Genomic DNA, 24,943 nt, shown 5'->3' with positions numbered 1-24,943 from the left:
GATCTGCCATGTTGGACCTGTCGTTCGAAGCTCCGAAACCCAAGGTGATTGCCGGCGCAAAACACGATTGGGAGTTGGTCATCGGGATGGAAGTTCACGCCCAGATCGCTTCCAGGGCCAAGCTCTTTTCCGGCGCGTCGACCCAATTCGGGGCCGAGCCGAATTCCAACGTATCCTTCGTCGATGCGGCGATGCCGGGAATGTTGCCGGTCATCAATGAATTTTGCGTCGAGCAGGCGGTGCGCACCGGGCTTGGCCTCAAAGCCCGGATCAACCTGAAATCGGCGTTTGACCGCAAGAACTATTTTTACCCAGACTTGCCGCAGGGTTACCAGATCAGCCAACTCTATCATCCGATCGTGGGCGAAGGCGAGGTGATCGTCGACATGGAACCCGGCATCGCACGCCGCGTGCGGATCGAGCGCATCCACATCGAACAGGACGCCGGCAAATCTATCCACGACATGGACCCCACCATGTCCTTTGTCGATCTGAACCGCACGGGCGTCGCGCTGATGGAGATCGTCAGCCGTCCCGACATTCGCGGACCCGAGGAAGCGGCGGCCTATGTGGTCAAGCTGCGCCAGATCCTGCGATATCTCGGCACCTGCGATGGCAACATGCAAAACGGCAACCTGCGCGCGGATGTGAACGTGTCGGTCTGCCGCCCCGGTCAATACGAGAAGTATCAGGAAACGCAGGATTTTTCCCATCTCGGCACACGCTGCGAGATCAAGAACATGAACTCCATGCGGTTCATCCAGATGGCCATCGATCACGAGGCCCGCCGGCAGATCGGCATTCTGGAAGCGGGCGGAAAAATTGACCAGGAAACAAGGCTTTACGATCCCGACAAAAATGAAACCCGGTCGATGCGGTCCAAGGAAGAGGCGCATGATTATCGCTACTTCCCCTGCCCCGACCTGCTGCCACTGGAGATCGAACAGGCCTGGGTCGACGGGATCGCGGCCGCGTTGCCCGAGCTGCCGGACGAGAAAAAAGCGCGCTTTGTCAAGGCGTTCGGCCTGTCGGAATACGATGCAGACGTTCTGACCGCAGATACCGCGAATGCGGGCTACTTCGAAGAGGTCGTCGCGGGTTGCGGCGATGGCAAGCTGGCGGCGAACTGGGTGATCAACGAACTGTTCGGGCGGCTCAAGAAAGAGGATCACGAGATCGCTGACAGCCCGGTCAATCCGACACAATTGGCTGGAATCATTCAACTTATCAAGAAGGGCGAGATCTCGGGCAAGATCGCCAAGGACCTGTTCGAGATCGTCTACACCGAAGGCGGCGATCCGGCGCAGATTGTCGAGGATCGCGGGATGAAGCAGGTCACCGATACCGGCGCGATCGAGAAAGCGGTCGACGAGATCATGGCCGCGAACCCGGCGCAGGTGGAAAAAGCCCAGCAAAACCCGAAGCTTGCGGGTTGGTTCGTGGGCCAGGTGATGAAGGCCACAGGCGGCAAGGCCAACCCGGCGGCAGTCAACCAGATCGTGACGGCAAAGCTGGGGCTGTGATCGGGCCTGCGGCGGATTTTCGGCCTGTCGGACCGCTCTTGTACGGTTGAAGCGTACGGCGCGTCCGCTTCAAAGGGGCAGATCGGGGATAAAACGGGGCTCATGGCCCCGTTTTGTACATTTGCGGCGGTCTGCATGCCGGACCCGTACGGCGGCCAAGGGCGAAGCGTACGGGTCCGGGGCGTCGTGGACCCCTGACCTGACAGGGGCCGTTTCCACCCAGGAGCCTGAGGCCAAGCGGCCCATGGGGCTGGTCTCGGGGCGTGCGCTTGGGTATGAGGACCGGATCAATGCGGAGATCCAAAGTGTTTGAGTACAAAGTCATTCCCGCCCCGGAAAAAGGGGTCAAGGCCAAGGGCGTCAAGGCCCCGGAGGCCCGGTTTGCCCTCGGGGTTGAAAAGGCGATCAACAGGCTGGCGGCCGACGGTTGGGAATACCTGCGCTCGGATGTGTTGCCCTCGCAAGAGCGCCAGGGCTTGACCGGCTCGGTGACGCATTGGCGGACCCTCCTGGTGTTCCGCCGGGCCATTGCCGATGACACCCAGGACGATGTGTCACAGGTGCTGACCGGCCCGATACCACCGGTGATGGCATCACCGCCTGCCCCGAAGCCGCCGGCCGTGCCCCCTGTGGCGCCGGTGGTCGTGTCCCGCGCGCCCGAGGCCCCGGGTCCCGAGCCCGCCCATGGCGATACTGCGGACATCGGAGGCACGGCGGATACCCCCGCTGCCGAAGCCGACACCACGGCGCGCGAGATAGAGTTCGAAGAAGGCAGCGAAGAGACCCGGCCTGCGTGATGGCGCAGCCGGGTGGATGTCTGCGCTACTCCGAAAGTTTCATCGACAGAGCGTGAATCTTGGCAACCAGTTCGGGACCAAGCGCCTTGTGCACCATACGGTGCCGCGCGATACGGGATTCGCCCGCGAAGGCGTCAGAGCGGATGATCACGTGGAAGTGGCTTTCGCCACCTTCCTGAAATCCCGCATGGCCGCGATGGGCTTCGCTGTCATCGCGCACCGTGAGTTCGCGTGGCGCGAGTGCGTCGCGCAGTCGCGCCTCGATCTGTTCGGTTCGGGTCATTTTTTCGTGTCCTGCTACTTACCTCTGGCGTCTTTTGGTCTAGAGTGTTGCCTCCGAGTCGAAAAGGGCAGGTTATGAACAAATCAGATCCATTCGGGTTCGATATGTCGATCAAGTCGGCCAAGAAGAAAAATCCGCGCGGACGGCGCGGCATGTCCGGCGCGTCCGAGACATCGACCCGTGTTTGCGACCATGAAGGCTGCGAGGACGCGGGCAAATTCCGTGCGCCCAAGGCCCCCGACGTTCTGGATGACTTTTACTGGTTCTGCCAAGAGCATGTGCGCGAGTACAACAACAAGTGGAATTTCTTCGACGGCAAGACCGAGGCCGAGCTGAATGCACAGAGCAGTTCCGACAAGGTCTGGGAGCGGCGCACCAAGGACTGGCGCGATCCCGAGGCCAAGGCCTGGGCGCGGTTGGGGATCGAGGATCCTCATCAAGTGCTGGGCGAGAACGCAACGCGCAACCCCGGCAAAGGCGGATCGTCCGGGGGCCATACCAAGCGTCTTCCCCCGACCGAACGGCGCGCGATCGAGATCCTGGAGGCCAGGGACACATGGTCCAAGGCCGAGGTCCGCAAGACCTACAAGGCGCTTATCAAGGTGCTCCACCCGGATATGAACGGGGGCGACCGGAGCCAGGAAGAGCAATTGCAACTGGTGGTCTGGGCCTGGGATCAGATCAAGGACAGCCGGAACTTCAAATGATGCGCCGCCGGGCCGGGTGACCGTCCCGGCAGGATCGGCGTGGGCGGTGTGATCCGCCCATCCGGGCCCCGGCTCATCCTGTGTGGCGGTGTTGCTTAAAGGACGTCGTCCAGCACCGTGCCAAGACGGCGCATCGTGCCATCGACGTCATAGAGCTTGTCGAGGCCAAAGAGCCCGAGGCGGAAGGTGCTGAATTCCGGTGGCTCGTCGCATTGCAGCGGCACACCTGCGGCGATCTGCATGCCACGGGCGGCAAAGGCGCGGCCCGACTGGATCTCGGGGTCATTGGTGTAGCTGACAACAACCCCCGGGGCACCGTAGCCTTCGGCGGCCACAGAGTGGACATCTTTTTCAGCGAGATGGGCGCGCACGCGGGTGCCGAGCTCCCATTGTGCCTCTTTCAGTTTTTCGAAACCGTAGTCGCGGGTTTCCAGCATCGTGTCGCGGAACGCGCGCAGCCCGTCGGTGGGCATGGTCGCGTGATAGGCATGGCCGCCGCTTTCATAGGCCTGCATGATCTGGTGCCATTTCTTGAGGTCCGTGGCGAAGCTGTTGGAGGTGGTTTGCTCCATCCGTGCGATCGCGCGGTCCGACAGCATCACCAGCCCGGCGCATGGCGTCGCCGACCAGCCCTTTTGGGGCGCGGAAATCAGGACATCGACGCCGGTGGCCTTCATGTCGACCCAGGCACAGCCAGAGGCGATACAGTCGAGCACCATGATCGCGCCAACCTCATGCGCGGCGGCCGCCAGCGCGGTGATGTAATCGTCCGGCAGGATGATGCCCGCGCTGGTTTCCACATGCGGCGCGAAGACGATATCGGGTTTTTCTTCGCGGATGCGGGCCGTCACTTCATTGATCGGGGCCGGGGCGAATGGCGCGAAAACGCCGTTTCCGGTCTGGCGCGCCTTCATCACCGTGGTGTCACCGCCAAAGCCACCCGCCTCGAAAATCTGGGTCCAGCGATAGGAAAACCAGCCGTTGCGGATGATGAGACTGTGCGCGCCCTGGCCGAACTGACGGGCAACCGCCTCCATGCCGTAGCTGCCGCCGCCCGGGACAATCACCGCCGCGTCGGCATTGTAGACGGTTTTCAGCATCGTGGAGATGTCGGTCATCACGGTGCGGAACGCATGTGACATGTGGTTGAGCGAGCGGTCCGTGAAGACGACTGAAAATTCTTCAAGTCCGGTCGGATCGACAGTGTCGAGCAATGCCATGATGTATCTCCTATAGTTGTGGACTTGCTATACCAAAACCACTGAAGCGCGCAATTGTCGTGATGGACAGATGGACGTTTTGTGCGTTCAGCCGATGGGTCCCGGCAGGCGTTCTTCGGACAGAAGCACGTTGGCGTCGATATTGCCCACCCCGGGCAGCATCATGATGCGGCGACGCAGGACACGTTCGAAATCGGTGATGTCCCGCGCGACGACGCGCAGGCGGTAATCATAGGCACCCAGCACGTGTTCGACGGTCTGCACTTCGGGAATGGCGCTCACGACGCGTTCGAAATCCTCAAGGCTGACACGGCCCTTGGTGGCGAGCTTGACACCCAGGAAGACAGTCACGCCAAAGCCCAGCGCCTGCGCGTCGAGATCGAGCCGGTGGCCCCGAAAAATGCCGGTCTCGCGCAGACGTTTCAGGCGGCGCCACGCGGCAGGCTGGCTGAGGCCAAGCTGCCGCCCCAGGGCCCCCGCGCTGATCAGCGCGTCCTGCGCCACGGCGCGCAGAATGGCGCGGTCAGTGTCGTCGAGATCGATCACAGCGGCAGCGTTTCGTCGAATTTCACGCGCGCGACATGCATAAGCGCCTCGATATCGGCGATATGGGGCAGGACAAGAAGCTTGTCGCGGTAGACCTTCTGGTAATGCGGCATGTCGCGGGCGATGACGGACAGGCGGGCGTCGACCTGGCCGAGGAAGGTCTGCACCTCGATAACCTCCGGGACGTGCCGCGCGGCCGCAAGGAAATCGTCGAACGCGCGCGGCTGCGTCTTGTCGAGCTGAACGCGAAGCGAAACCTCGACGCTATAGCCCAGGGCGGACCAGTCGATGACGGCGCGCACGGCGCGGATCACCCCGGCCGCGCGCATCCTGTCGATGCGGCGCGCAAGCGTGGTTGGTGTGACCCCGGCCCTGTCGGCAAGGTCGGCGGCGGGCAGATCGGGGGCGGCCTGAAACTGCCGCAGGATTCGCAGGTCGGTGGCGTCAAGCATGAATTTTTCATATCATGCGTAAACAGTGAATGAAATCCCCGCAATTCCTACAAGATGCGCGTATTACGCTGCTAACTTCAGCAAGACCCCCCTATCTTGCGCTTCCATCGAAACACAGACCGAGGGATCATCATGCGCGTTTATTACGATCGCGATTGCGACATCAATCTTATCAAGGACATGAAAGTGGCCATCCTGGGCTATGGCAGCCAGGGCCACGCCCATGCGCTGAACCTGCGCGACAGCGGCGCCAAGAACGTTGTCGTCGCCCTGCGCGAAGGCTCGGCCTCGGCCAAGAAGGCCGAAGGCGAAGGCCTGCAGGTCATGGGCATTGCCGAAGCGGCGGCCTGGTGCGACCTGATCATGTTCACCATGCCCGATGAATTGCAGGCCGAGACCTACAAGAAATACGTGCACGACAACCTGAAGGAAGGCGCCGCAATCGCCTTCGCCCACGGTCTGAACGTGCATTTCGGCCTGATCGAGCCAAAGCCCGGTGTCGACGTGCTCATGATGGCGCCGAAAGGCCCCGGCCACACGGTGCGCGGCGAATACACCAAAGGAGGCGGCGTGCCCTGCCTTGTGGCCGTCGAAAACGACGCATCCGGCCGCGCGCTGGAAATCGGCCTGTCCTACTGCTCGGCCATCGGTGGCGGGCGCTCGGGCATCATCGAGACCAACTTCCGCGAAGAATGCGAAACCGATCTGTTCGGTGAACAGGCGGTTCTTTGCGGCGGCCTCGTCGAGTTGATCCGCATGGGTTTCGAAACGCTGGTGGAAGCTGGCTACGAGCCGGAAATGGCTTATTTCGAATGCCTGCACGAGGTGAAGCTGATCGTCGACCTGATCTACGAAGGCGGCATCGCGAACATGAACTACTCGATCTCGAACACCGCCGAATACGGCGAATACGTGTCCGGCCCGCGGATCCTGCCTTACGACGAGACCAAGAAGCGCATGAAGGAGGTTCTGACCGACATCCAGACCGGCCGTTTCGTGCGGGACTTCATGCAGGAAAACGCAGTGGGCCAGCCGATGTTCAAGGCGACGCGCCGGTTGAACGACGAACACCAGATCGAACAGGTCGGCGAGACGCTGCGCGGCATGATGCCGTGGATTTCCGCTGGCAAGATGGTGGACAAGGAAAAGAACTGATCCGGTTTCGGACGGGCTTTGCGCGTCCGATGAATGTGGGGGCCACTGTCCCCCACATGACCTTGGTGTCTCTGCGGCCAGCAAACGCTGCGCAGCGGTCCTGGCCAGAGCCAACCGACGCAGGATCGGTTGCGGCCGCAGCCTGGCAAAGGACAGGATCGATAGGCGGACCGGCGTTGACCGTTCGGTCAACGCGGCGGTAGGTTAGCCGCCCCGATCCGGTTTATGGATTACACGTCATCCTTGAGTTGCAGCACGCACCACGCCAGAAGTGCGAGAAGAATGATGATGGGCAGAATGAAAAACGCGTCCATTTGGTCCTCCTGAAAGACTGTCTTTTCCCGGTTCGAGGTGGCTGCCGGATCAGCACGTGCCTAAAGCGCTACTCGAAACACGCAAGGTTGCAATGTTTCGCGCCGGGTTTCCCCCGACTGTTATGCAAACATGCCCAGATTTCATGCAGAATCAACCTGATATTGCCCCGGCGTATCAGCGTATCGGGGCATCGGGGCATGGTCGCGCAGCCGGGCCTCGTCATCAGCAAGAGACGCGCCTTGATGCCGCTGTTCGGGCGGCCCGTCACTCCCAACAACTGACGAGGACAGTCATTGCCGTCGCTTTGCGTGTGAGATCCACCGGGTCGAGCCGCGGCAGGCTGGCCGTGGTCTGTGGCGCGACACCCGCTTCGCGCAACGTTGCCTGGACGCTATGGCTCTTGGCGGCGAAGCTGACATCGTCCGGCAACTGCCGATCCCCTGCACCCGGTGAAACCAGCATCCCGAGCACCGCGCCGCCATCGTCGAGCACCGGACCGCCGGCATCGCCGGACATGGTACCGATCGACAGGCGGCTGAGCGTGTCTTCACCATTGAGGCCGCGCAGGTCTTCGAGCCGGCCGAAGGTCATGGAGGCCGCGGGCAAGACACCACCGAAGGAAAAGCCCGCCACTGCGATCTCGGATTGCAGGCGCGGGGTGCCATCGCGGAACGTGGCGATTTCATTCGGAGCCAGTGGCTGCGTGGCGCGCAGCACGGCAATGCCAAGGTCAGGGTTCGTGGACATCACGTCAGCGTCGTAATCGGAATTGAGCGTGATGCGCCCGCAGTTTTCGACCGACATGGCGGTGGTAACCACCCTGCCCTGACGGTCCACGAAGAACCCCGAGGCGGTGAGCTTGGGTTTCCGGATCGCAAGGCCCGCAACCAGATCGACGCTCTGGCTGTCCTCGGCGAGGGTGGCCGGATCAAGAACGCCGTTGATTCGCGAAAAGCTGTCTTGCATCCTGGCGAGGATCCGGCTGCGGCGGTCTTCGTCGCCGGTGGGCCAGACCAGCGTGAACCCCTTGATCGCCCCGTCCTCCAGCCGCGCTTCGGTGTGGGAGACGATCTCGGTGTTCCGGCCGGTCAGGGTAAAGCTGCCGGTGTCGCGCTCCCGGTCGCCTTCGAGCGGGACGATATCAAGCGTCTGCATGACCTCGTAGAGACCGGCAAGCCTGTCCGGATCGCCCGGTTGGCTGATCAACAACACGCGCGCATCCTGGACCGTGCCTGTCGGATCGAAATGGGCAAAGGGGCTGTCGTAGCGGTCGAAGGACACGGCGCCTAGCGGCAGGTCGATGGCAATCCCCGCGCGGCGGTCCCGCACGGTCTGGATGTCCATCCCGTCCAGAACGGCGTTGTACCGTCGCAAAAGCGTGGCCCGCTGCGCGGTGGTCAACACGCCGGTGCGATCATACCCGTTGGCCGCTTGCCAGTCCGACATGGCGGCTCGGGTGCCGCGCCCGAAGGCGCCGTCGATCCCGGCCGTGTAAAAGCCGGCCCATTGCAAGGCGATCTGCAGATCTTCGCGCTCCGTGCGGGTCAGGCGCGCCTCGGCTTCGCGCGCCTGGCGCGGGGTTTCGTCGGGCGTCTGAGCCTCCGGAGCCGGTTGGGATGCGGTTTGCCGCGCGGGATCACTCGTGTCAGCCGTATCGGCCGGGCGCGCCGCCTGTGCGGGACCGGCCCCGACAGGCCAGATGCGCTGGCCATACCGATCTGCCTCCTCGACATAGCTGTCGCCCGGGATCAGGCCCTGCGCACGCAGGTTCCGCCGCACGCGGTTCGCCTCGGTCCGGCTGTCGTAGGGGCCAAGCGCGATGCCGTACCAGCCACGGCCCAAGTCAAAGCCGTTGACATCCGCCAGCACGGAGGTGAAATCCCGCAGTCGGCTTTCCGTCTCTGCAAGGGTCGGATGCGCCTCGATCTGGACATAGACAGTTTCCTGGGCCGTGTCCTGCGCCGCGGCAGAGTGACCGCCCACCACCAAGACTGCCAACACAGCGAGCATGAAATTGCGCATCATAAACATCTACCTGTTCGAAAAGCCGTTTTCTGCACTCTGCCTTAGCAAGATTAAACCGCCACTGGAACGCGAAAATTAGGAGCGCACGCGCAATTGACCCTTGGACCCCATGCGCCTAATCAAGCGCTAGGACAAACCGGGGTGCAACCGCCATGGACCAGACCATTTCAAAGCCGCGCAGTTTCCAGGAGATCATCCTGCGCCTGCAGTCCTACTGGGCCGGTCAGGGCTGCGCGATGATGCAACCCTATGACATGGAAGTGGGTGCGGGCACGTTCCACCCGGCCACGACGTTGCGGTCTCTTGGGTCAAAGCCCTGGGCCGCCGCCTATGTTCAGCCGTCGCGCCGCCCGACCGACGGGCGCTACGGCGAGAACCCGAACCGGTTGCAGCATTATTACCAGTACCAGGTCCTCATCAAACCGTCGCCGCCCGATTTGCAGGATCTGTACCTGGGGTCCTTGCGCGCCATCGGGATCGACATGGCGCTGCATGACATCCGCTTTGTCGAGGACGACTGGGAAAGCCCGACGCTGGGCGCGTGGGGGCTTGGCTGGGAAGTGTGGTGCGATGGCATGGAAGTGTCGCAATTCACGTATTTTCAACAGGTTGGCGGGCAAGACTGCCACCCGGTCTCGGGCGAACTGACCTATGGGTTGGAACGTCTGGCGATGTATGTGCTGGGCGTTGACCACGTGATGGAGATGCCCTTCAACGACCCGGACGCGCCGATCCCGCTCAGCTACGGGGACGTGTTCCGCCAGACCGAGCAGGAATATTCGCGCTGGAATTTTGACGTCGCGGATACCGAGGTGCTCCTGCGGCATTTCGAGGAGGCCGAGGCAGAATGCGCGCGAATCCTCGAACAGGACGCGGTGGACCCCAAGACCGGCCACCGCATCATCATGGCGCATCCGGCATATGACCAATGCATCAAGGCGAGCCATATCTTCAACCTGCTCGATGCGCGCGGCGTGATTTCGGTTACGGAACGCCAAAGCTATATCGGCCGCGTTCGGGCGCTGGCGAAACGCTGTGCCGATGCGTTCGTGCTGACCGAGGCCGGGGGATACGCCGCGTGAACCACATCGCGACGGAGATAATTCTCGCTTTTTGGCGTGTCGCGGACCTGCTTCACTCTCCAAAACGTGTCAGTCGAAAGCGAGTTCGTCTTATTGCGAGCTTAGGAAGTGTGAGATTTGCTCGGGCGGCCTCCACAGCGGCACTTCCTCGTTCTGGGGTTAGACCGCAATTCGAGTATAACCCTGAAAATTCGCTTTTCGCCTTGAAAGATCATCAAACACATTTTTTTGCGCACTGCGAACGTGTGAACAGTTATCTAGCGGGTTTAGAAGCCCGAGGCGAAAAATTGGCAAAAGAGTATTTACTCGACCAAGTACCTTTTGGGCCGGGAGATAACATTGTTGATATTGGCGCCAACGTTGGAGACTTGGCGTTAGCCATACAATCACTTGGCATAGAAGTTAATTTAACAGCTTTTGAACCAAGCCCCCGCGAATTCGCAGCCTTGGAGCGAAATCTCGCGTCAAATTCCGCGATCAAAGGTTTCAAGGCGTTTAATGCCGCAGTATGGTCGGACGACGATGATCAGAAGGAATTTTACGTCAAATCAGCCACTGCGGATAGCTCGATTATTCCCATTGATGGTTACGATGAAACAATCTCGGTGCCAACAGTACGTCTCGACACAGTTCTACCCAAGAAAACCTACAAGCTCCTCAAACTGGAAGCAGAAGGTGCCGAGCCAGAAATATTATTGGGGGCGAGCCAAATTTTGTCATGCTTTCAATTCGTGTCCGCAGATGTCGGCTTCGAGAGGGGATTGCGTCAAGAAAGCACCTTGCCCGAAGTCACAAGAATACTGGTAGAGCACGGTTTCCACATAAAGGCGGTGGGAAGAGACAGGTTAATATTACTCTTCGAAAGAACCACAAAATGACCGGCAAAATCCTCACCATCGTCATCGTCCTGAGCGCGCTGATCGCAGGCGTGTCGATGTATTACCTGCAGGTCTATGCCTTTTACGAAGAGGTTGTGCCGACCGGCACGGATGACGTGCAGCTGACCACGTTGGACGGCACGCGTGAAACGATCCTTTACGAGGATTTTCAAGCGATTGACGCCGAAAGCTCACCCATTCGATACCGCGCCTGCTTTACCACGCAGACACCCATGTCCACCCTCACGGATACCTATGAACAATATAGCGGCGCAAGCCCGCGCAATGCGCCGGGATGGTTCGACTGCTTCGATGCCGAGGCGATCGGTGAGGATATCTCTGACGGTCGCGCAAAGGTGTTCACCAGCGAACGCAACCGCGAATTCGGAATCGACCGCGTGGTGGCGATCACCGAAGACGGGCGCGGCTATATCTGGCACGAAGTGAACGAATGCGGGGACAAGGCCTATGATGGCAGCCCGCTGGGCGAGGACTGCCCGGAACGCGATAACGGAGGCACGTGAATGCCCGACCTATTGATCGAGCTTTTTTCCGAGGAAATCCCGGCGCGGATGCAGGCCAGGGCCGCAGAGGACCTCAAGGCGCGCATGACCAATGGTCTGGTCGAGGCCGGTCTGACCTATGCCGGAGCCGCCGCCTATGCGACGCCGCGCCGATTGGCGCTGCGGGTCGACGGTTTGACCGAGCGGTCGCCGGACCTGAAGGAAGAGCGCAAGGGCCCGCGCGTCGATGCGCCGGAAAAAGCGATCGAGGGGTTCCTGCGCGGCGCCGGTGTGGCACGCGCCGACCTGATCGAGCGGGACGAAAAGAAAGGCCGCGTCTTCTATGCGGTGATCGAAAAGCCGGGCCGCGACGCACCCGAGATCGTGGCCGAGGTGCTTGAGGACACGATCCGCAATTTTCCGTGGCCCAAGTCGATGCGCTGGGGCACGGGATCTTTGCGCTGGGTGCGGCCATTGCACCGGATTCTTTGCCTGCTGACGCGCGAGGACGGGTCCGACGTGGTGCCTCTTGACGTTGACGGGATCGTGTCGGGGCGCAGCACCGAGGGCCATCGCTTCATGGCGCCGGAGCCGTTCGAGGTGACGGGCTTTGACGATTACGAGGCGCGGCTCAAACGCGCCCATGTGCTGCTGGACGCAGGTGAACGCGCCGAGGCCATCTGGCAGGACGCGACCAACCAGGCCTTTGCCAACGGGCTGGAGGTTGTCGAGGACAAAGGACTTTTGGCCGAGGTGGCGGGGCTGGTCGAATGGCCCGTCGTGCTGATGGGCGAGATCGGGGCAGAGTTCCTCGACCTGCCGCCCGAGGTGCTCCAGACCTCGATGAAAGAGCATCAGAAGTTCTTTTCGGTCCGCAACTCCAAGACGGGCCGGATCGAACGCTTTGTCACCGTGGCGAACCGCGAAACCGCCGACCACGGCGCGACAATCCTGGCAGGCAACCAGAAGGTGCTGTCGGCGCGGCTGTCGGATGCGAAGTTTTTCTGGGAGAACGATCTGCGGGTCGCCAAACAGGAAAAGATGGACCCATGGCGTGCCGCACTCGAGTCGGTCACCTTCCACAACAAGCTGGGCAGCGTGAAGGACAAGGTCGACCGCGTGGCGGCCCTGGCGCGGGAGCTGGCCCCGCTGGTGGGGGCTGATGCCGATCTGGCCGAACAGGCGGCGCGTGTCGCCAAGGCTGACCTGGTATCTGAAATGGTCTATGAATTTCCAGAACTTCAGGGGCTTATGGGTCGTTATTACAGTGATGCTTCAGGTTTGCCGCCCGAGGTGGGTGCCGCCTGTCAGGAGCATTATTCCCCGCTGGGCCCGTCTGACGATGTGCCCTCTGCACCGGTCTCCGTGGCCGTCGCGCTGGCCGACAAGATCGACACGCTGACCGGGTTCTGGGCGATTGACGAGAAACCCACGGGATCGAAAGATCCGTTCGCCCTGCGCCGTGCGGCGCTGGGAGTGATCCGGTTGGTGTTTGAGAATGGGCTGAACCTGTCGCTCAGGGATGTACTTTGGCCACTATTCGATAAGTTAGAAGATGGCTTGGCCAAAGCTAACATGCTCCAAGGTTTAACTAAGGCTGGCGAGGCCCTAATTTCCAGCACGCCGGACTTAAACGGCCCCTACGTCCGCACGCAGAGCTTCTACAATGATGCCAGTGCCTTGGCGGACTTTGATCACGTTACGTACAGAGCATGCAAAGACACCGGAAACCTTTTTCGGCCAATTACCTTTTCGATTGAGAAAACGCTTTCGGACTTTGAAAAGTATCATTGCAACTCCGAAATTCTTACGAGTGACCTCCTCTCCTTCTTCCACGACCGTCTCAAGGTCTACCTCCGCGACCAAGGCGTGCGGCATGACGTGATCGACGCCTGCATCGCGATGCCCAGCAATGACGATCTTGCGCTTTTGGTCAAGCGGGCCAAGGCGTTGCAGGCGGTTCTTGAGACCGAGGATGGCGAGAACCTTGTCCAGGGGTTCAAGCGCGCCAACAACATCCTGACGCAGGCCGAGGAAAAGGACGGGGTGGAATATTCCTTTGGCGGCGATCCGAAATTCGCCGAAGACCCCGCGGAACAGGCGCTTTTCGACGCGCTGGCCACCGCCGAAGCCCGGATCACCCCAGCGATACAGGCGCAGGATTTTGCCACGGCGATGGCCGCGATGGCCGAGCTGCGCGCGCCCGTGGATGCGTTTTTCGAGGCTGTGCAGGTCAACGCCGAAAGCCCGGTTCTGCGGCGCAACAGGCTCAACCTGCTGCGCACGATCCGCACGACTTGTCTGCAAGTGGCCGATCTGACACGAATCGAAGGATAGGCCGCGCCATCAACGCCTCTTGTCAGGGCGCGCGGCGTCCGTATGCTGCGCCCAGCTTCAAGAGGTGCTGCAGTGCAGAAACCAAGCCCTGACAACCCCGATGTGACGCTGATCACACCGACCTCTCCGATGACAACGCCGACCCATGGCGGGCGGGCGAAATGTTTGCAGCGCTTGGTGCGGCTCGATCTGCCGGTGCCGCCGACGGTGGCGCTGTCCTTCGATGCCGTGCACCAGATCGCGTCCGGCTATCGTCCGGATGTGAGCGGGATCCTGGGTCAGTTCGACGAAAATGCGCTGCTCTGCGTGCGCCCCTCGTCGGAAGATCCGGACTGGGGCGGTCCCGGTGCGGTGCTGAACATCGGGATGAACGATGCCCGCCATGCCGCCCTGTGCGATCAGATCGGCACAGACGCGGCAACGCAGATATATTTCCGGTTTATTGTGAATTACGCGATCGATGTGGCGCGTCTGGATGCCGAGGCATTCGATGAGCTGGAGACCGATGGGCATGACACGCTGACCGCCGCGCTGCAGCTTTACGAGGACGAGGCCGAAGAACCCTTCCCCCAGGACCCGGCGATCCAGTTGGCGGAAATCCTGCGATCGATGGCGCGCGCCTGGGAAGGCACCACGGCACGGCTTTTGCGACAGGCCAAGGGCGCGCCCGTTGATGCGGGCCTGGGCCTCGTGGTGCAGGAGATGGCCCTTGGCCTTGGCAGCGGCGAATGCGGATCGGGTGTGCTGCAACTGGTCAACCCGTCCACCGGCTTGCCACAGGTCACGGGCCGGTACCTGAGCCAGAGCCAGGGCCGCGAGGCGCTGGATGGCGGGTCGCCGTCGATTTTCCTTGAAACCGACCCGCGCGGGCCATCGCTGGAAGAGCTGGCGCCCGATGCCTTTGCCGCGCTGCTGAGACATGCCGACCTGATGCGCGCCCACCTGCGCGAGGAAATGCAGATCGAATTCACCATCGAGAACGGCAAACTGCATATCCTTGACGGGGTCCGCGTGGAGCGCAGTGCGCGGGCCTCCTTGCGGATCGCCGTCCGCCTGGCCGAGGACGGGATCATCGGCAAACAGGACGCGGTGATGCGGATCGAACCGCGCGCGCTGTCGGAATTGCTGCACCGGCAGGTGTCTGCCAAGAGCCGCCGGGACATCGTGGGCAGCGGGATCGCCGCCAGCCCCGGCGCGGCCACCGGGCGGATCGTGTTTTCCTCGGAGGCCGCGCAGGCCAGTGCGGCGCGCGGAGAGGCCTGCGTTCTGGTCCGGCGCGAAACCAGCCCCGAGGAAATTCGCGGGATGCATGCGGCGGCGGCGGTTTTGACAGAACGCGGCGGCATGACCAGCCACGCGGCGGTGATCGGGCGCGGTTTGGGCCTGCCCTGCGTGGTTGGGGTCGCGGATCTGCGGTTCCAGGTGAAGCGGAGGTCGCTTGCCGCGGCGGATGGGCGGATCTTCAAGGAAGGCGACGAGATCACCATCGACGGGACACGCGGGCAGGTTCTGGCCGGATCGGTGGAGATGATCGAAGCGACACTGGATGACACCTTTCGCACCTTCATGAGTTGGGCCGATGCCGAGCGCGATATCGGTGTGCGGGCCAATGCCGACACACCCGCCGATGCCAAAACCGCGCTGCATTTCCGGGCGCAGGGAATCGGGTTGTGCCGCACCGAGCACATGTTCTTCGAACCCGAACGGCTGACGCCGATGCGCGAGATGATCTTCGCGGAAAACCCGCAGGACCGGCAAGCGGCGCTTGAGCTTGTGCTGCCGATGCAGCGGACGGATTTTCTTGAACTGTTCCAGATCATGCAGGGTCAGCCGGTCTGCATCCGCCTGTTCGATCCGCCCCTGCACGAGTTCTTGCCCACCAGCCGCGCGGGCCAGCGAGAATTGGCCGAAGCTCTTGATATCCCGGTGAGCGTCGTGACGCGCCGGGTCGAAAGCCTGACAGAATACAACCCGATGCTGGGCATGCGCGGCGTGCGGCTTGGCATCACGGTGCCAGAGATCTACGACATGCAGGCGCGTGCGATTTTCGAGGCAACGGTCGAAGCGGCCCGCGAGGGCATCACCGTGGTGCCCGAAATCATGGTTCCGCTGGTGTCGGCCAAGCGCGAGGTCGAATTGGTGCGCGGCCGGGTCGAAGCGGTGGCAGCAGCGGTACGCACCGAGAACAGCACCGATTTCAGCTACCGGTTGGGCGTGATGGTGGAAACGCCCCGCGCCTGCCTGCGCGCCGGCGATATTGCCGAGCACACCCATTTCCTGAGTTTCGGCACCAATGACCTGACCCAGATGACCTATGGCCTGTCACGCGATGATGCCGGGCGGTTCATGTCGGAATATGTCCGGCAAGGCGTTTTCAGCGAAGACCCGTTTCACATCCTCGACACCGAAGGCGTCGGAGAATTATTGACCTTTGGCGCAAATCGGGGTCGCGCCGCGCATCCGGACGTGGTTTTATCGATCTGCGGTGAGCATGCAGCGCATAGCGAATCAATCGCCTTTTGTCGGTCGGCAGGGTTCGACTATGTCAGTTGCTCGCCCTTCCGGGTTCCGGTGGCGCGACTCGCGGCAGCACAACTTGCGCTTGGTGACAAGATCAGGTAGCACCCTGCGACGGGGTGTCCAGATATCGCCTTCGCGAGGCGCATATGTGATATGCAAGAAGGTCACATCTGACCTGCTTGTTTACACGGCATAATTTCGATATTCGCCCGTGCATTGTGCGGCGTTGCTTTTCTGCTCGCAGCGTCGCAACCCACAATGTTGCGAGATGAACACTCGGTATGTCGAGATTGTTTGCTTTGATCGTGGCTGCTGGCCTGCTGGCCACACCCGCCGTGGCCGAGCGCGTGAGTAACGCTGCCGAGGCGCTTGTCGTCAATGAACAGATCGGATTGGCTGCGGCCGGTCCGTCTCATCTGAAATCGCTGGTCACACCGGCATCGCGCAAGACCGCGATGTACAATTCCTCCTGGCTTGATGCGCAATCGGCGTCCAAAGGCGGCGCCCAATGGAAATGCCTGGCCGAAGCGCTGTATTTCGAAGCCCGCGGCGAAACCATCAAGGGCCAGTTCGCCGTGGCCGAGGTCATCATGAACCGCGTCAAGAGCGGCCGGTTTCCGGACAGCGTTTGCGGGGTGATCAACCAGGGAACAGGCCAGAAATATCAATGCCAGTTCACCTATACCTGTGACGGTCTGCCCGAACAGGTCCACGAGCCGCGCGCATGGGACCGTGTCGGCAAGGTTGCCGGGGCGATCCTTCATGGCCGCGCCCCGTTGAACCTGACCGATGGGGCCACCCATTATCACACCACCGCGGTGCAGCCCCGCTGGGCCCACACCTACACGAAGACAACGGCGATCGGTGTCCACCTCTTCTATCGGCACACATGGCGGGTCAGCAGCAACGGCTGACACACTTCAAGCCATCGTCTGTGCGATAATGTCGCGACTGGGCTGCAAAACGCCCTTTCGTGGCATTTCCGTTTCGGGTCACCTCTGATAGGCGGATGACGTTGCAACGAAGGACGTGCCATGAGTTCCGAAATTCGCCTTGCCTTTGCGCATCCGGCCGAACGGGCGATTGCCACTGCGGATGACGGTCCGGTGGACCGCATCTCCCTGCGCGATCATATCGTCGAGGTCGAAATCGGCGCCTTTCAGGCCGAACGGGGCACCACCCAGCGGGTGTGCTTCAACGTGGTGGTCGAAGTGCAGCCCATCGTTGGGCATCTTGACGATGACGTGGATCGGATCCTGTCTTACGATCGCGTGACCGAAGCGATTGCCGCCGAACTGGGCGCAGAGCGGTTGAATCTTCTGGAAACGCTGGCCGAACGGATCGCCGAACGGATCCTGCACGAACCACAGGCGCTGCGTGCCTTCGTGCGGATCGAAAAGCTGGATCGCGGACCCGGGGCTCTTGGTGTGGAGATCGTGCGCTCGCGCGGTGATCTGGGGCAAGACGCGCAGGATGCCGCGCAGGAGCGCCCGCATCCGCGTGTTGTTCACCTGTCGAATGCGGCAATCGCGTCGCAGCACCTGGGCGGCTGGATCGACCAGATGACCGGTCGCAGCGCGCCGCTCATCCTGTGTGTCGGCTTGCCCGATGGCCCGCGACCCCGGACAGGCCACGCGATGACGCAACGCCGGATTGATCTGCTGGCAATCGAACAGAACGGCTGGACCCTTGCCGCGCGGGACGCGCGCTGCAAGGTGGTGGCGACGCGCACCGAACTCGACTGGGCGATGAAGAACGGACAGGTCTGCATCTGGGCGCCTTCCAAGATCGTGCTGGATGCGGTCGATGGCCCCGGCAGCGCGGTGACCGATGCTGCCGCGCTCACCGGCTGGTTCGCCGCCGAAATGGATGCCTGCGAGGTTTTTACCATCGGGGCGGAGGCGTCCTCCGCCGAGGATGTTACACTTCGCAACAGGCCAATCGGCGAAAGCGTGCTGTAACCGCTTGTCAAAGCCTGTTTTGCGTTTCATTGACACGGTATGACCACCTATTTTCGCCCCCTGCCCCGTTCCGAAGTCACACGCCCGAAAGATGCACAGCCGCTCGCTGGCGGACCGCTGTGGTTTTCGGACGCGGTGGCGCTGCGTCGTGACGCTGCGCCAGAGGTGATTCCCGCCAAGGAAATTCCCGACGACATCGTGGCCCGCCTGACCGCGTCACGCGCGCCTGTCGCGGGTCTCGATATGTCGGATGTGACGGTGATGGGCATCCTGAACGTCACCCCCGACAGCTTTTCCGACGGCGGGCGGTACCTCGATCCCGAAGCGGCCGTGGCGCAGGCGCGACATATGATATCCGAAGGCGCAGGGCTTATCGATATCGGCGGCGAAAGCACCCGCCCCGGGGCGGCCACCGTCCCGTCCGAGGAAGAAATCCGCCGCGTCGCCGGCCCGATCGCCGCCCTCGCGGAGGGGCTGGACGTCCCGATCTCGATCGATACGCGCAAGGCGTCTGTGGCCGGGGCGGCGCTGACCGCGGGCGCGGCGATCGTGAATGACGTGTCCGGGTTTACCCATGACCCGGCGCTGGCCGAGCTTTGTGCAAACCATGCCGTGCCGGTCTGCGTGATGCATGCGCAGGGCGATCCGCAGACGATGCAGAACGACCCGCGCTATGATGATGTGCGCCTCGATGTCTATGATTTCCTGTCCGACCGCATCAACGCGTTGGAGGCGGCCGGGATTGCACGTGAGCGTATCATTGTCGATCCGGGGATCGGCTTCGGGAAAACCATTGATCACAACCTGATGTTGTTGTCCGATATGTCCCTTTTTCACGGTCTTGGTTGTCCGATACTCCTCGGAGCGTCCCGCAAGCGGTTCATCGGCACCATAACCGGGGCCGACGCTGCGGACAGACGTGTGATGGGATCGGTAGCCGTGGCCTTGCACGCGGCGGCGCAGGGCGTACAGATCATGCGGGTGCATGACGTGGACGAGACCCGCCAGGCTTTGGCCATGTGGCAGGCGATTGTAAGGGGACACGGCTGATGACTCGCAAGCTTTTCGGAACCGACGGGGTGCGCGGCACCGCAAACACCTTTCCGATGACCGCCGATATGGCACTGCGGATCGGAGCCGCGGTCGGGCGGCATTTCCGGCAGGATTCCAAGGGGGTGCATCGCGTCGTCATCGGCAAGGACACGCGGCAATCGGGCTACATGTTCGAAAATGCGCTGACTGCGGGGCTGACCTCGACCGGGATGAACGTGCTCCTGCTCGGACCGGTTCCGACGCCGGCGGTGGGCTTGCTCACCCCGTCGATGCGGGCCGACCTGGGGATCATGATTTCCGCAAGCCACAACCCCGCCGCCGACAACGGCATCAAGTTCTTCGGACCGGACGGGTTCAAGCTGTCGGATGCAGACGAGGCCGAGATCGAAGCGTTGATCGAAAGCGGTGTCAAAACCGCGCAGGTCGAGAATATCGGCCGCGCCAAGCGCATCGACGATGGGCGCTTCCGCTACCAGGAGCGGGTGAAGTCCACGGTCCTTCCCGGCATGCGGCTGGACGGGCTGAAAGTGGTGGTCGATTGCGCCAATGGCGCCGCCTACAAGGCCGCCCCCGAGGTGCTTTGGGAGCTTGGCGCGGACGTGATCCCGCTGGGGATCGAGCCGGATGGTACCAATATCAACGATGGCTGTGGCTCGACCCATCCGCAAGTGGCGGCAGCCGCCGTGGTGGCGCAGGGTGCGGATGTCGGCATCTGCCTTGATGGCGATGCCGACCGGGTGATCCTGATCGACGAATCCGGACAGATCGCCGATGGCGACCAGATCATGGCCCTGATGGCCGCCCGCTGGGCCGACGAAGAGCGCCTAAGGGACGGGGTCCTGGTGGCCACGGTCATGTCCAATCTCGGTCTGGAGCGGTTCCTGGGCGGGCGCGGGCTGCGGCTCGAGCGCACCGGCGTCGGCGACCGCTACGTGGTCGAAGCGATGCGGCGCGGCGGCTGGAACCTTGGCGGGGAACAGTCCGGTCATATCGTGATGACGGATTACGCCACCACGGGAGACGGGCTGATGGCCGGGTTGCAATTCCTGTGCGAGATGTGCCGTACCGGCCGTCCCGCCAGTGCCCTGACACGCAGTTTCGAACCTGTCCCGCAGCTCTTGAAAAACGTGCGCTATGATCCGTCCGTGGCCCCTTTGGAGACCGCCGCTGTCAAATCCGCCGTCGCCGATGCCGAAGCGCGGCTGAATGGCAAAGGGCGGCTCTTGATCCGGAAATCCGGCACCGAGCCCCTGATCCGCGTGATGGCGGAGTGTGAGGACGAACAGATGCTGGTGGACGTGGTCGACGGCATCGTGGCCGAGGTAACAGCCTCGGCGTGACCCACGGTGCGGAGGCGTGATCCTTCAGCGCGGGCTCAGGAGGTTTTCCAGACCGTTGGACAAGTCCCTGAAGCGTGCCGGGTCGGCCACCGCCGCGTCATACCCCGTCGCAGCAACTGCGCCGAACGGGTAGACAACGGCATAGGCGCCGGTCTTGGGACCGAAAGGAATCGAGATCGCGCCGGCGTGGGATATGCGAAAGCCACGCGCTTCGGCGGTGTAATTCATGCCAAGCCCGTAATACATGCCGTCTCCCCGCGCGATATGCGGCAGCGCCAGAAGATCCCGCCCGACCCGGCCCTGCGGGCCGAACCAGTGCCAGAGCAGCGCTGCGTGCTCGGCCATTGCCATGCGCCATCCGCCCCACGCCGCGAAAGCCGCAAACCTCGGGGACAACGCGCCCTCGACTCCGGCCGGATCGAGCACGCGCGCGCGGCAGGCCTGCTCGTAGCTTTCGCCGGTTGTCACTTCGATGATCCGGCCCAGGAGGGCATAATTCTCGTTCGTATAGGCGAATTGCCCGCGTGTGCCGCGCTGGCTGTCGCGCTTCAGGACGATGTCGGTGACATGGGCATGGCGGGGTGTTTCCTCGTTCAGCCAGAACCCCATGCGCAACTGGGTGGAATCCCGCCCGATCCCGGCGCTGTGGGTGATCAGCTCTGCAACCGTGCCGGGCGGCGCGTCTGGGCCAAGCGGCGTCGTCAACGGCGTGTCCCACCTCAGCGCGCCGCCGTCCACAAGAGACAGCACGCATAATGCGGTGATCACCTTGGAATTCGACGCGAGATCAACCGGTCGGGTCGCATTGACCGCATGGGTCTCAGTTCCGTCCAGCAGCACCGAGATCGCCGTCTCCCCAGCGCCCCCGTCGCGCGCCCAGCTCTCGAAGACCGTCACCGGGTCCGATGCCGCTGCGGGCGCCGTGGTGCAGAGGCCGAACAGGAGAGCCAGAAAGCGTCGCATGCGGGCAGGGTATCAAACCGCGGGATGCGGCGGCAAGACCGGGTCAGGCGTTGACCGTGCCATAAATGGAGGCAATCCGCTGAACTGCCTGTTCGGGCGGCAGTTCCTCGCTCTCGCCTGTGCGGCGGGAGGTGAGTTCGACCACGCCGTTCTTGAGCCCGCGGGGGCCGACCGTGATGCGCCACGGCAGACCGATCAGGTCCATCGTCGCGAACTTGCCGCCCGCCCGTTCATTGCGGTCGTCGTAAAGCGGGTCGAGGCCCAGCGCCTTGAGGCTGTCATAGAGCGATTGACAGGCTGCATCGGCTTCGGCGTCTCCTTGCTTGAGGTTGACGATGCCGGCATGGAACGGGGTCACACCTTCGGGCCAGATGATGCCCTTGTCGTCGTGGCTGGCCTCGATGATCGCGCCCAGCAGACGGCTGACGCCGATGCCGTGCGACCCCATGTGCACCGGAACGCGGGTGCCGTCGGCATCGGCCACTGTCGCGCCCATCGGTTCGGAATACTTGGTGCCGAAATAGAAGATCTGCCCCACCTCGATGCCGCGGGCGGTGCGCCGGCGGTCTTCGGGAACCTTGGCGAACTCGGCCGCGTCATGGGTTTCATCGGTGCGGGCGTAGCGGGAGGTGAATTCTTCCAGCACGGCCTGGCATTCTTCGACGCTGTCATAATTGATGGCGCGGTCACCGAATTTCAGGTCGGTGATCTCGGCATCATAGAACACCTCGGATTCGCCGGTGTCCGCCAGCACAAGGAATTCATGCGTGTCATCGCCGCCGATGGGGCCGGAATCGGCGCGCATCGGGATCGCCTGCAGCCCCATGCGTTCGTAGGTGCGCAGGTAGCTGACGAGGTGGCGGTTATAGGCGTGCAGCGCGTCTTCCTTGGTCAGGTCGAAGGTATAGCCGTCCTTCATCAGGAATTCGCGGCCCCGCATGACGCCGAAACGGGGGCGGATCTCGTCGCGGAACTTCCACTGGATGTGATAGAGGGTCAGCGGCAGGTCCTTGTAGCTGCCCACATGGGAGCGGAAGATGTCGGTGATCAGCTCTTCGTTGGTGGGGCCGTAGAGCATGTCGCGGCCGTGGCGGTCTTCGACGCGGAGCATTTCGGGCCCATAGGCGTCGTAGCGGCCGGATTCGCGCCACAAATCCGCCGATTGCAGCGTCGGCATCAGCATCGGGATATGCCCGGCGCGGGCCTGTTCCTCGTGGACGATCTGTTCGATGTTCCGCAGGACCCGGTATCCGAGCGGCAGCCAGGAATAGATACCGGCGCTGGATTGCTTGATCATGCCGGCGCGCAGCATCAGGCGGTGGCTGACGATCTGGGCCTCGGAGGGGGTTTCCTTGAGAACGGGCAGGAAGTAGCGGGACAGACGCATTTCGGGTCTCGTGTGTTGGGTTTTGCCTCTCCTAGCGGGTTGGAGGAAGCCGGGCAAGGGCAGGCAGGTGTCCCACGCGTGGGACGCCTGTCCAGAGCAGCAAAATCAACAGCTTACAGAGAGAGATTCAGACTTTCTTAAGGATTTCCCGGTGCCATTCGGTGGCGCCGCAGCGCGGTGCGATGCCGAGTGGCGCCTTGGCGACCGGCCTTCGCCGCCTGCATCAGGCAGCGGGAAGACACCTGCGCCGGACCGGTCCGCGCGCCCGGCGCGGCAGCTTGTAGCGGGCCGGTCCCGGTCGCTTGCCTATCCTGTCGAGACTATGCATTACTATACCCTGGGTTACGGTGGCCCGCATTCAACGAGAAGGGAGTCATGCAAGGACACGTCAAGACGAATACCGGACAGGCCAACATCCGCGCGTTGATGACTGCCGGGTTCGAAGCGCTGCCACTGGCGGCGCTGATGTATTTGCCGGACGAAAACCTGACGGTGCTTTGGCGCAACTCTGCCCATGCGGCGATGTCGGAGTCCGTGGGCCGCGACGTATCGGGCAAGGGAATGTTCGATGCCTTCCCGCCAAGCGACGAGGCCAATGCGGCAGAAGCCATGGCCTACGTCCACGAAGCAACATCAGACGTCATGCGCAGCGGGGCGCCGCGGGAAGTTGGTCCGACACGTTTTGATCTTCCGGACGCACACGGCAATTACATCGAGCATTACTGGACGATGCATTTCACGCCGATCCGCCGTGACGGGCAAATCGTGGCGATATTGCAGACCGCGCAGAACGTGACGGAAAAAACGCTGACCGAGCTTATGGCGCAAAGCCATCGGCGGGCGGCGGCATCGACCGCGTCGATCGCCTATTTCAGCTACGATCCCGAAACCGATCTGTTCGACCGCAGCGAGGCAATTGACCAGATGTTCGGGTTTGCCCCGGGCGAGGCCGGTCCGAACGCAACGCCGTTCTTCGACCGCGTGCATCCCGATGATGTGGTCGCTGTCCATGCAGAGGTGGCGCGGGTGATGGCCGCGCCTGCCGGCGAGGTTGCCTCGTTCGATTACCGGGTGCCGATGCCCGACGGGACCGAACGGTTCATACGGATTCGCGGCGAATTCGCGACCGATCCGGTGGATCGGCGGCGCAAGCTGGTGGGCACCTTTGTTGACCTGACCGATATGGAAACCGCGCGCCGCGATCTTGAACGGGCGGCCGCGGCCAGCGAGGCGCTTGTGGTGGAGGCCAATCACCGGATCAAGAACAGCCTTCAGGTCGCGCTGTCGCTGGTGCGGTTGCAATCCAGCAAGCTTGCGTCGGAAAACGGCGAGGCCGTGGAGATCGCCCGCGACGCGCTGCGCGGCGTCGAGGCCCGCGTGCGCGCGGTCGCGAATGTGCATGCGGCGATCCAGATCGACAGGAACGTGGCCGAGATCGACCTTGTGACCATGCTCGACGGATTGGTGCAATCGACACGCCAGAGCGCGGAACTGCCCGATGACGCGATGGTTTTTGCGCATCCCGCCACGTCGGTCACGCTCAAGAGCGACCGGGCCATCGCCTTGAGCCTGATGGTCAACGAGCTTTTGACCAATGCGATCAAGCATGGCGACCCGGGCCCGGCGCGGCCTGTCTCCGTGTGGCTGAAGGACGGGCCGGACAATGCGACCACGATCACGGTGGAGAACGCAAGCTCGGCGGACACGGCCCGGATGGACATCGAATCGTCCGGAACCGGCGTGCGTCTGATCGAACAATTCGGCGCGCAGATCGGCGCCGAGGTGACGCGAACCCAGGATGGTGCGCGCTATGAGACGCGGATCACCTTGCCGCATCCTGCCTGAACGGCATTTCGGTTTCCCTTGAAACCCGTGTCGTGACAGGCAATGAAGAGC

At 62.5% G+C, this 24,943-nt stretch carries 21 protein-coding genes; 14 read left to right on the top strand and 7 right to left on the bottom strand.

What is annotated here, in order from left to right; genetic code table 11:
• The first annotated feature begins 8 nt into the window (after positions 1–8).
• Both gatB and LCF59_RS11365 read left to right on the top strand, forming a co-directional pair.
• Positions 9–1,523 (top strand): Asp-tRNA(Asn)/Glu-tRNA(Gln) amidotransferase subunit GatB, encoded by a 1,515-nt coding sequence (gene gatB, locus LCF59_RS11370; RefSeq protein WP_292287590.1) that lies wholly within the window; start codon positions 9–11, stop codon positions 1,521–1,523.
• A gap of 290 nt (positions 1,524–1,813) precedes the next feature.
• Positions 1,814–2,320, top strand: coding sequence for a DUF4177 domain-containing protein (locus LCF59_RS11365; protein ID WP_292287589.1), 507 nt, complete (start codon positions 1,814–1,816; stop codon positions 2,318–2,320).
• A gap of 25 nt (positions 2,321–2,345) precedes the next feature.
• On the opposite strand, the gene LCF59_RS11360 is transcribed toward LCF59_RS11365, so the two are convergent.
• Complete coding sequence (locus tag LCF59_RS11360) at positions 2,346–2,603, bottom strand: BolA family transcriptional regulator (RefSeq protein ID WP_292287588.1); 258 nt, start codon at positions 2,601–2,603, stop codon at positions 2,346–2,348.
• A 74-nt stretch (positions 2,604–2,677) separates the two neighbouring features.
• Between LCF59_RS11360 and LCF59_RS11355 the strand changes: the two genes are divergently transcribed.
• On the top strand, positions 2,678–3,310 hold the full coding sequence (locus tag LCF59_RS11355) for a J domain-containing protein (protein ID WP_292287587.1): 633 nt from the start codon (positions 2,678–2,680) through the stop codon (positions 3,308–3,310).
• Between the two features lie 95 nt (positions 3,311–3,405).
• Here the strand turns inward: LCF59_RS11355 and LCF59_RS11350 are convergent, their stop codons facing one another.
• The 3 genes from LCF59_RS11350 to LCF59_RS11340 all read right to left on the bottom strand — a co-directional run bounded on the left by LCF59_RS11350 (position 3,406) and on the right by LCF59_RS11340 (position 5,528).
• A complete protein-coding gene (locus tag LCF59_RS11350; RefSeq protein WP_292287586.1) occupies positions 3,406–4,530 on the bottom strand; it encodes an aminotransferase class V-fold PLP-dependent enzyme in 1,125 nt (374 codons plus the stop codon).
• Positions 4,531–4,617: 87 nt separating this feature from the next.
• On the bottom strand, positions 4,618–5,076 hold the full coding sequence (locus tag LCF59_RS11345) for an Lrp/AsnC family transcriptional regulator (RefSeq protein WP_292287585.1): 459 nt from the start codon (positions 5,074–5,076) through the stop codon (positions 4,618–4,620).
• Entirely contained in the window at positions 5,073–5,528 is a 456-nt protein-coding gene (locus tag LCF59_RS11340) for an Lrp/AsnC family transcriptional regulator (protein WP_292287584.1), read from the bottom strand. The genes LCF59_RS11345 and LCF59_RS11340 overlap by 4 nt, the downstream gene beginning before the upstream one ends.
• A gap of 132 nt (positions 5,529–5,660) precedes the next feature.
• Between LCF59_RS11340 and ilvC the strand changes: the two genes are divergently transcribed.
• On the top strand, positions 5,661–6,683 hold the full coding sequence (gene ilvC, locus LCF59_RS11335; protein ID WP_292287583.1) for a ketol-acid reductoisomerase: 1,023 nt from the start codon (positions 5,661–5,663) through the stop codon (positions 6,681–6,683).
• A gap of 579 nt (positions 6,684–7,262) precedes the next feature.
• Here the strand turns inward: ilvC and LCF59_RS11330 are convergent.
• The gene (locus LCF59_RS11330) at positions 7,263–9,023 is read right to left on the bottom strand and encodes a trypsin-like peptidase domain-containing protein (protein WP_292287582.1); all 1,761 of its coding nucleotides are present in this window, start codon (positions 9,021–9,023) and stop codon (positions 7,263–7,265) included.
• A 152-nt stretch (positions 9,024–9,175) separates the two neighbouring features.
• Here LCF59_RS11330 and LCF59_RS11325 point away from each other — a divergent pair, with 152 nt between their 5' ends.
• From LCF59_RS11325 to glmM, 9 genes are all read left to right on the top strand, one after another.
• Positions 9,176–10,105: a glycine--tRNA ligase subunit alpha gene (locus LCF59_RS11325; RefSeq protein WP_292287581.1), complete on the top strand. Its 930-nt coding sequence runs from the start codon at positions 9,176–9,178 to the stop codon at positions 10,103–10,105.
• Positions 10,102–10,983: an FkbM family methyltransferase gene (locus LCF59_RS11320; protein WP_292287580.1), complete on the top strand. Its 882-nt coding sequence runs from the start codon at positions 10,102–10,104 to the stop codon at positions 10,981–10,983. Before LCF59_RS11325 ends, LCF59_RS11320 begins: the two co-directional genes overlap by 4 nt.
• Positions 10,980–11,507, top strand: coding sequence for a DUF6446 family protein (locus LCF59_RS11315; RefSeq protein WP_292287579.1), 528 nt, complete (start codon positions 10,980–10,982; stop codon positions 11,505–11,507). Before LCF59_RS11320 ends, LCF59_RS11315 begins: the two co-directional genes overlap by 4 nt.
• The gene (gene glyS / locus LCF59_RS11310) at positions 11,508–13,823 is read left to right on the top strand and encodes a glycine--tRNA ligase subunit beta (RefSeq protein WP_292287578.1); all 2,316 of its coding nucleotides are present in this window, start codon (positions 11,508–11,510) and stop codon (positions 13,821–13,823) included.
• Between the two features lie 42 nt (positions 13,824–13,865).
• Positions 13,866–16,445: a putative PEP-binding protein gene (locus LCF59_RS11305; protein ID WP_292287577.1), complete on the top strand. Its 2,580-nt coding sequence runs from the start codon at positions 13,866–13,868 to the stop codon at positions 16,443–16,445.
• A 179-nt stretch (positions 16,446–16,624) separates the two neighbouring features.
• The gene (locus LCF59_RS11300) at positions 16,625–17,257 is read left to right on the top strand and encodes a cell wall hydrolase (protein WP_292287576.1); all 633 of its coding nucleotides are present in this window, start codon (positions 16,625–16,627) and stop codon (positions 17,255–17,257) included.
• Between the two features lie 120 nt (positions 17,258–17,377).
• Positions 17,378–18,304, top strand: a complete 927-nt coding sequence (locus tag LCF59_RS11295; RefSeq protein ID WP_292287575.1) for a dihydroneopterin aldolase — start codon at positions 17,378–17,380, stop codon at positions 18,302–18,304.
• A gap of 39 nt (positions 18,305–18,343) precedes the next feature.
• Positions 18,344–19,354 carry a dihydropteroate synthase gene (gene folP, locus LCF59_RS11290; protein ID WP_292287574.1) on the top strand — a complete coding sequence of 337 codons (1,011 nt, stop codon included), beginning with the start codon at positions 18,344–18,346 and terminating at the stop codon, positions 19,352–19,354.
• On the top strand, positions 19,354–20,697 hold the full coding sequence (gene glmM, locus LCF59_RS11285) for a phosphoglucosamine mutase (protein WP_292287573.1): 1,344 nt from the start codon (positions 19,354–19,356) through the stop codon (positions 20,695–20,697). The genes folP and glmM overlap by 1 nt, the downstream gene beginning before the upstream one ends.
• A 24-nt stretch (positions 20,698–20,721) precedes the next feature.
• Here glmM and LCF59_RS11280 read toward each other — a convergent pair whose 3' ends face one another.
• Positions 20,722–21,660 carry a serine hydrolase gene (locus tag LCF59_RS11280; protein WP_292287572.1) on the bottom strand — a complete coding sequence of 313 codons (939 nt, stop codon included), beginning with the start codon at positions 21,658–21,660 and terminating at the stop codon, positions 20,722–20,724.
• Between the two features lie 43 nt (positions 21,661–21,703).
• The gene (gene proS, locus LCF59_RS11275) at positions 21,704–23,047 is read right to left on the bottom strand and encodes a proline--tRNA ligase (RefSeq protein ID WP_292287571.1); all 1,344 of its coding nucleotides are present in this window, start codon (positions 23,045–23,047) and stop codon (positions 21,704–21,706) included.
• A gap of 375 nt (positions 23,048–23,422) precedes the next feature.
• Here proS and LCF59_RS11270 point away from each other — a divergent pair, with 375 nt between their 5' ends.
• A complete protein-coding gene (locus LCF59_RS11270; RefSeq protein WP_292287570.1) occupies positions 23,423–24,892 on the top strand; it encodes a histidine kinase dimerization/phosphoacceptor domain -containing protein in 1,470 nt (489 codons plus the stop codon).
• The last annotated feature ends 51 nt before the right edge of the window (positions 24,893–24,943 follow it).

It is taken from the genome of Marivita sp. (assembly GCF_020055675.1).
GTDB lineage: Bacteria > Pseudomonadota > Alphaproteobacteria > Rhodobacterales > Rhodobacteraceae > Marivita.
Note: the sequence above shows the minus strand (reverse complement) of the source record. Positions and strands in the feature narration are given on the sequence as shown.

Coding starts and splice junctions, on each gene's coding strand:
- LCF59_RS11325 (WP_292287581.1), top strand. CDS start 9,176: ATGGACCAGACCATTTCAAAGCCGCGCAGTTTCCAGGAGATCATCCTG.
- glyS (WP_292287578.1), top strand. CDS start 11,508: ATGCCCGACCTATTGATCGAGCTTTTTTCCGAGGAAATCCCGGCGCGG.
- glmM (WP_292287573.1), top strand. CDS start 19,354: ATGACTCGCAAGCTTTTCGGAACCGACGGGGTGCGCGGCACCGCAAAC.
- LCF59_RS11300 (WP_292287576.1), top strand. CDS start 16,625: ATGTCGAGATTGTTTGCTTTGATCGTGGCTGCTGGCCTGCTGGCCACA.
- LCF59_RS11365 (WP_292287589.1), top strand. CDS start 1,814: ATGCGGAGATCCAAAGTGTTTGAGTACAAAGTCATTCCCGCCCCGGAA.
- LCF59_RS11295 (WP_292287575.1), top strand. CDS start 17,378: ATGAGTTCCGAAATTCGCCTTGCCTTTGCGCATCCGGCCGAACGGGCG.
- LCF59_RS11270 (WP_292287570.1), top strand. CDS start 23,423: ATGCAAGGACACGTCAAGACGAATACCGGACAGGCCAACATCCGCGCG.
- LCF59_RS11355 (WP_292287587.1), top strand. CDS start 2,678: ATGAACAAATCAGATCCATTCGGGTTCGATATGTCGATCAAGTCGGCC.
- gatB (WP_292287590.1), top strand. CDS start 9: ATGTTGGACCTGTCGTTCGAAGCTCCGAAACCCAAGGTGATTGCCGGC.
- folP (WP_292287574.1), top strand. CDS start 18,344: ATGACCACCTATTTTCGCCCCCTGCCCCGTTCCGAAGTCACACGCCCG.
- LCF59_RS11305 (WP_292287577.1), top strand. CDS start 13,866: ATGCTGCGCCCAGCTTCAAGAGGTGCTGCAGTGCAGAAACCAAGCCCT.
- LCF59_RS11280 (WP_292287572.1), bottom strand. CDS start 21,660: ATGCGACGCTTTCTGGCTCTCCTGTTCGGCCTCTGCACCACGGCGCCC.
- LCF59_RS11340 (WP_292287584.1), bottom strand. CDS start 5,528: ATGCTTGACGCCACCGACCTGCGAATCCTGCGGCAGTTTCAGGCCGCC.
- LCF59_RS11360 (WP_292287588.1), bottom strand. CDS start 2,603: ATGACCCGAACCGAACAGATCGAGGCGCGACTGCGCGACGCACTCGCG.
- LCF59_RS11330 (WP_292287582.1), bottom strand. CDS start 9,023: ATGATGCGCAATTTCATGCTCGCTGTGTTGGCAGTCTTGGTGGTGGGC.
- ilvC (WP_292287583.1), top strand. CDS start 5,661: ATGCGCGTTTATTACGATCGCGATTGCGACATCAATCTTATCAAGGAC.
- LCF59_RS11350 (WP_292287586.1), bottom strand. CDS start 4,530: ATGGCATTGCTCGACACTGTCGATCCGACCGGACTTGAAGAATTTTCA.
- proS (WP_292287571.1), bottom strand. CDS start 23,047: ATGCGTCTGTCCCGCTACTTCCTGCCCGTTCTCAAGGAAACCCCCTCC.
- LCF59_RS11315 (WP_292287579.1), top strand. CDS start 10,980: ATGACCGGCAAAATCCTCACCATCGTCATCGTCCTGAGCGCGCTGATC.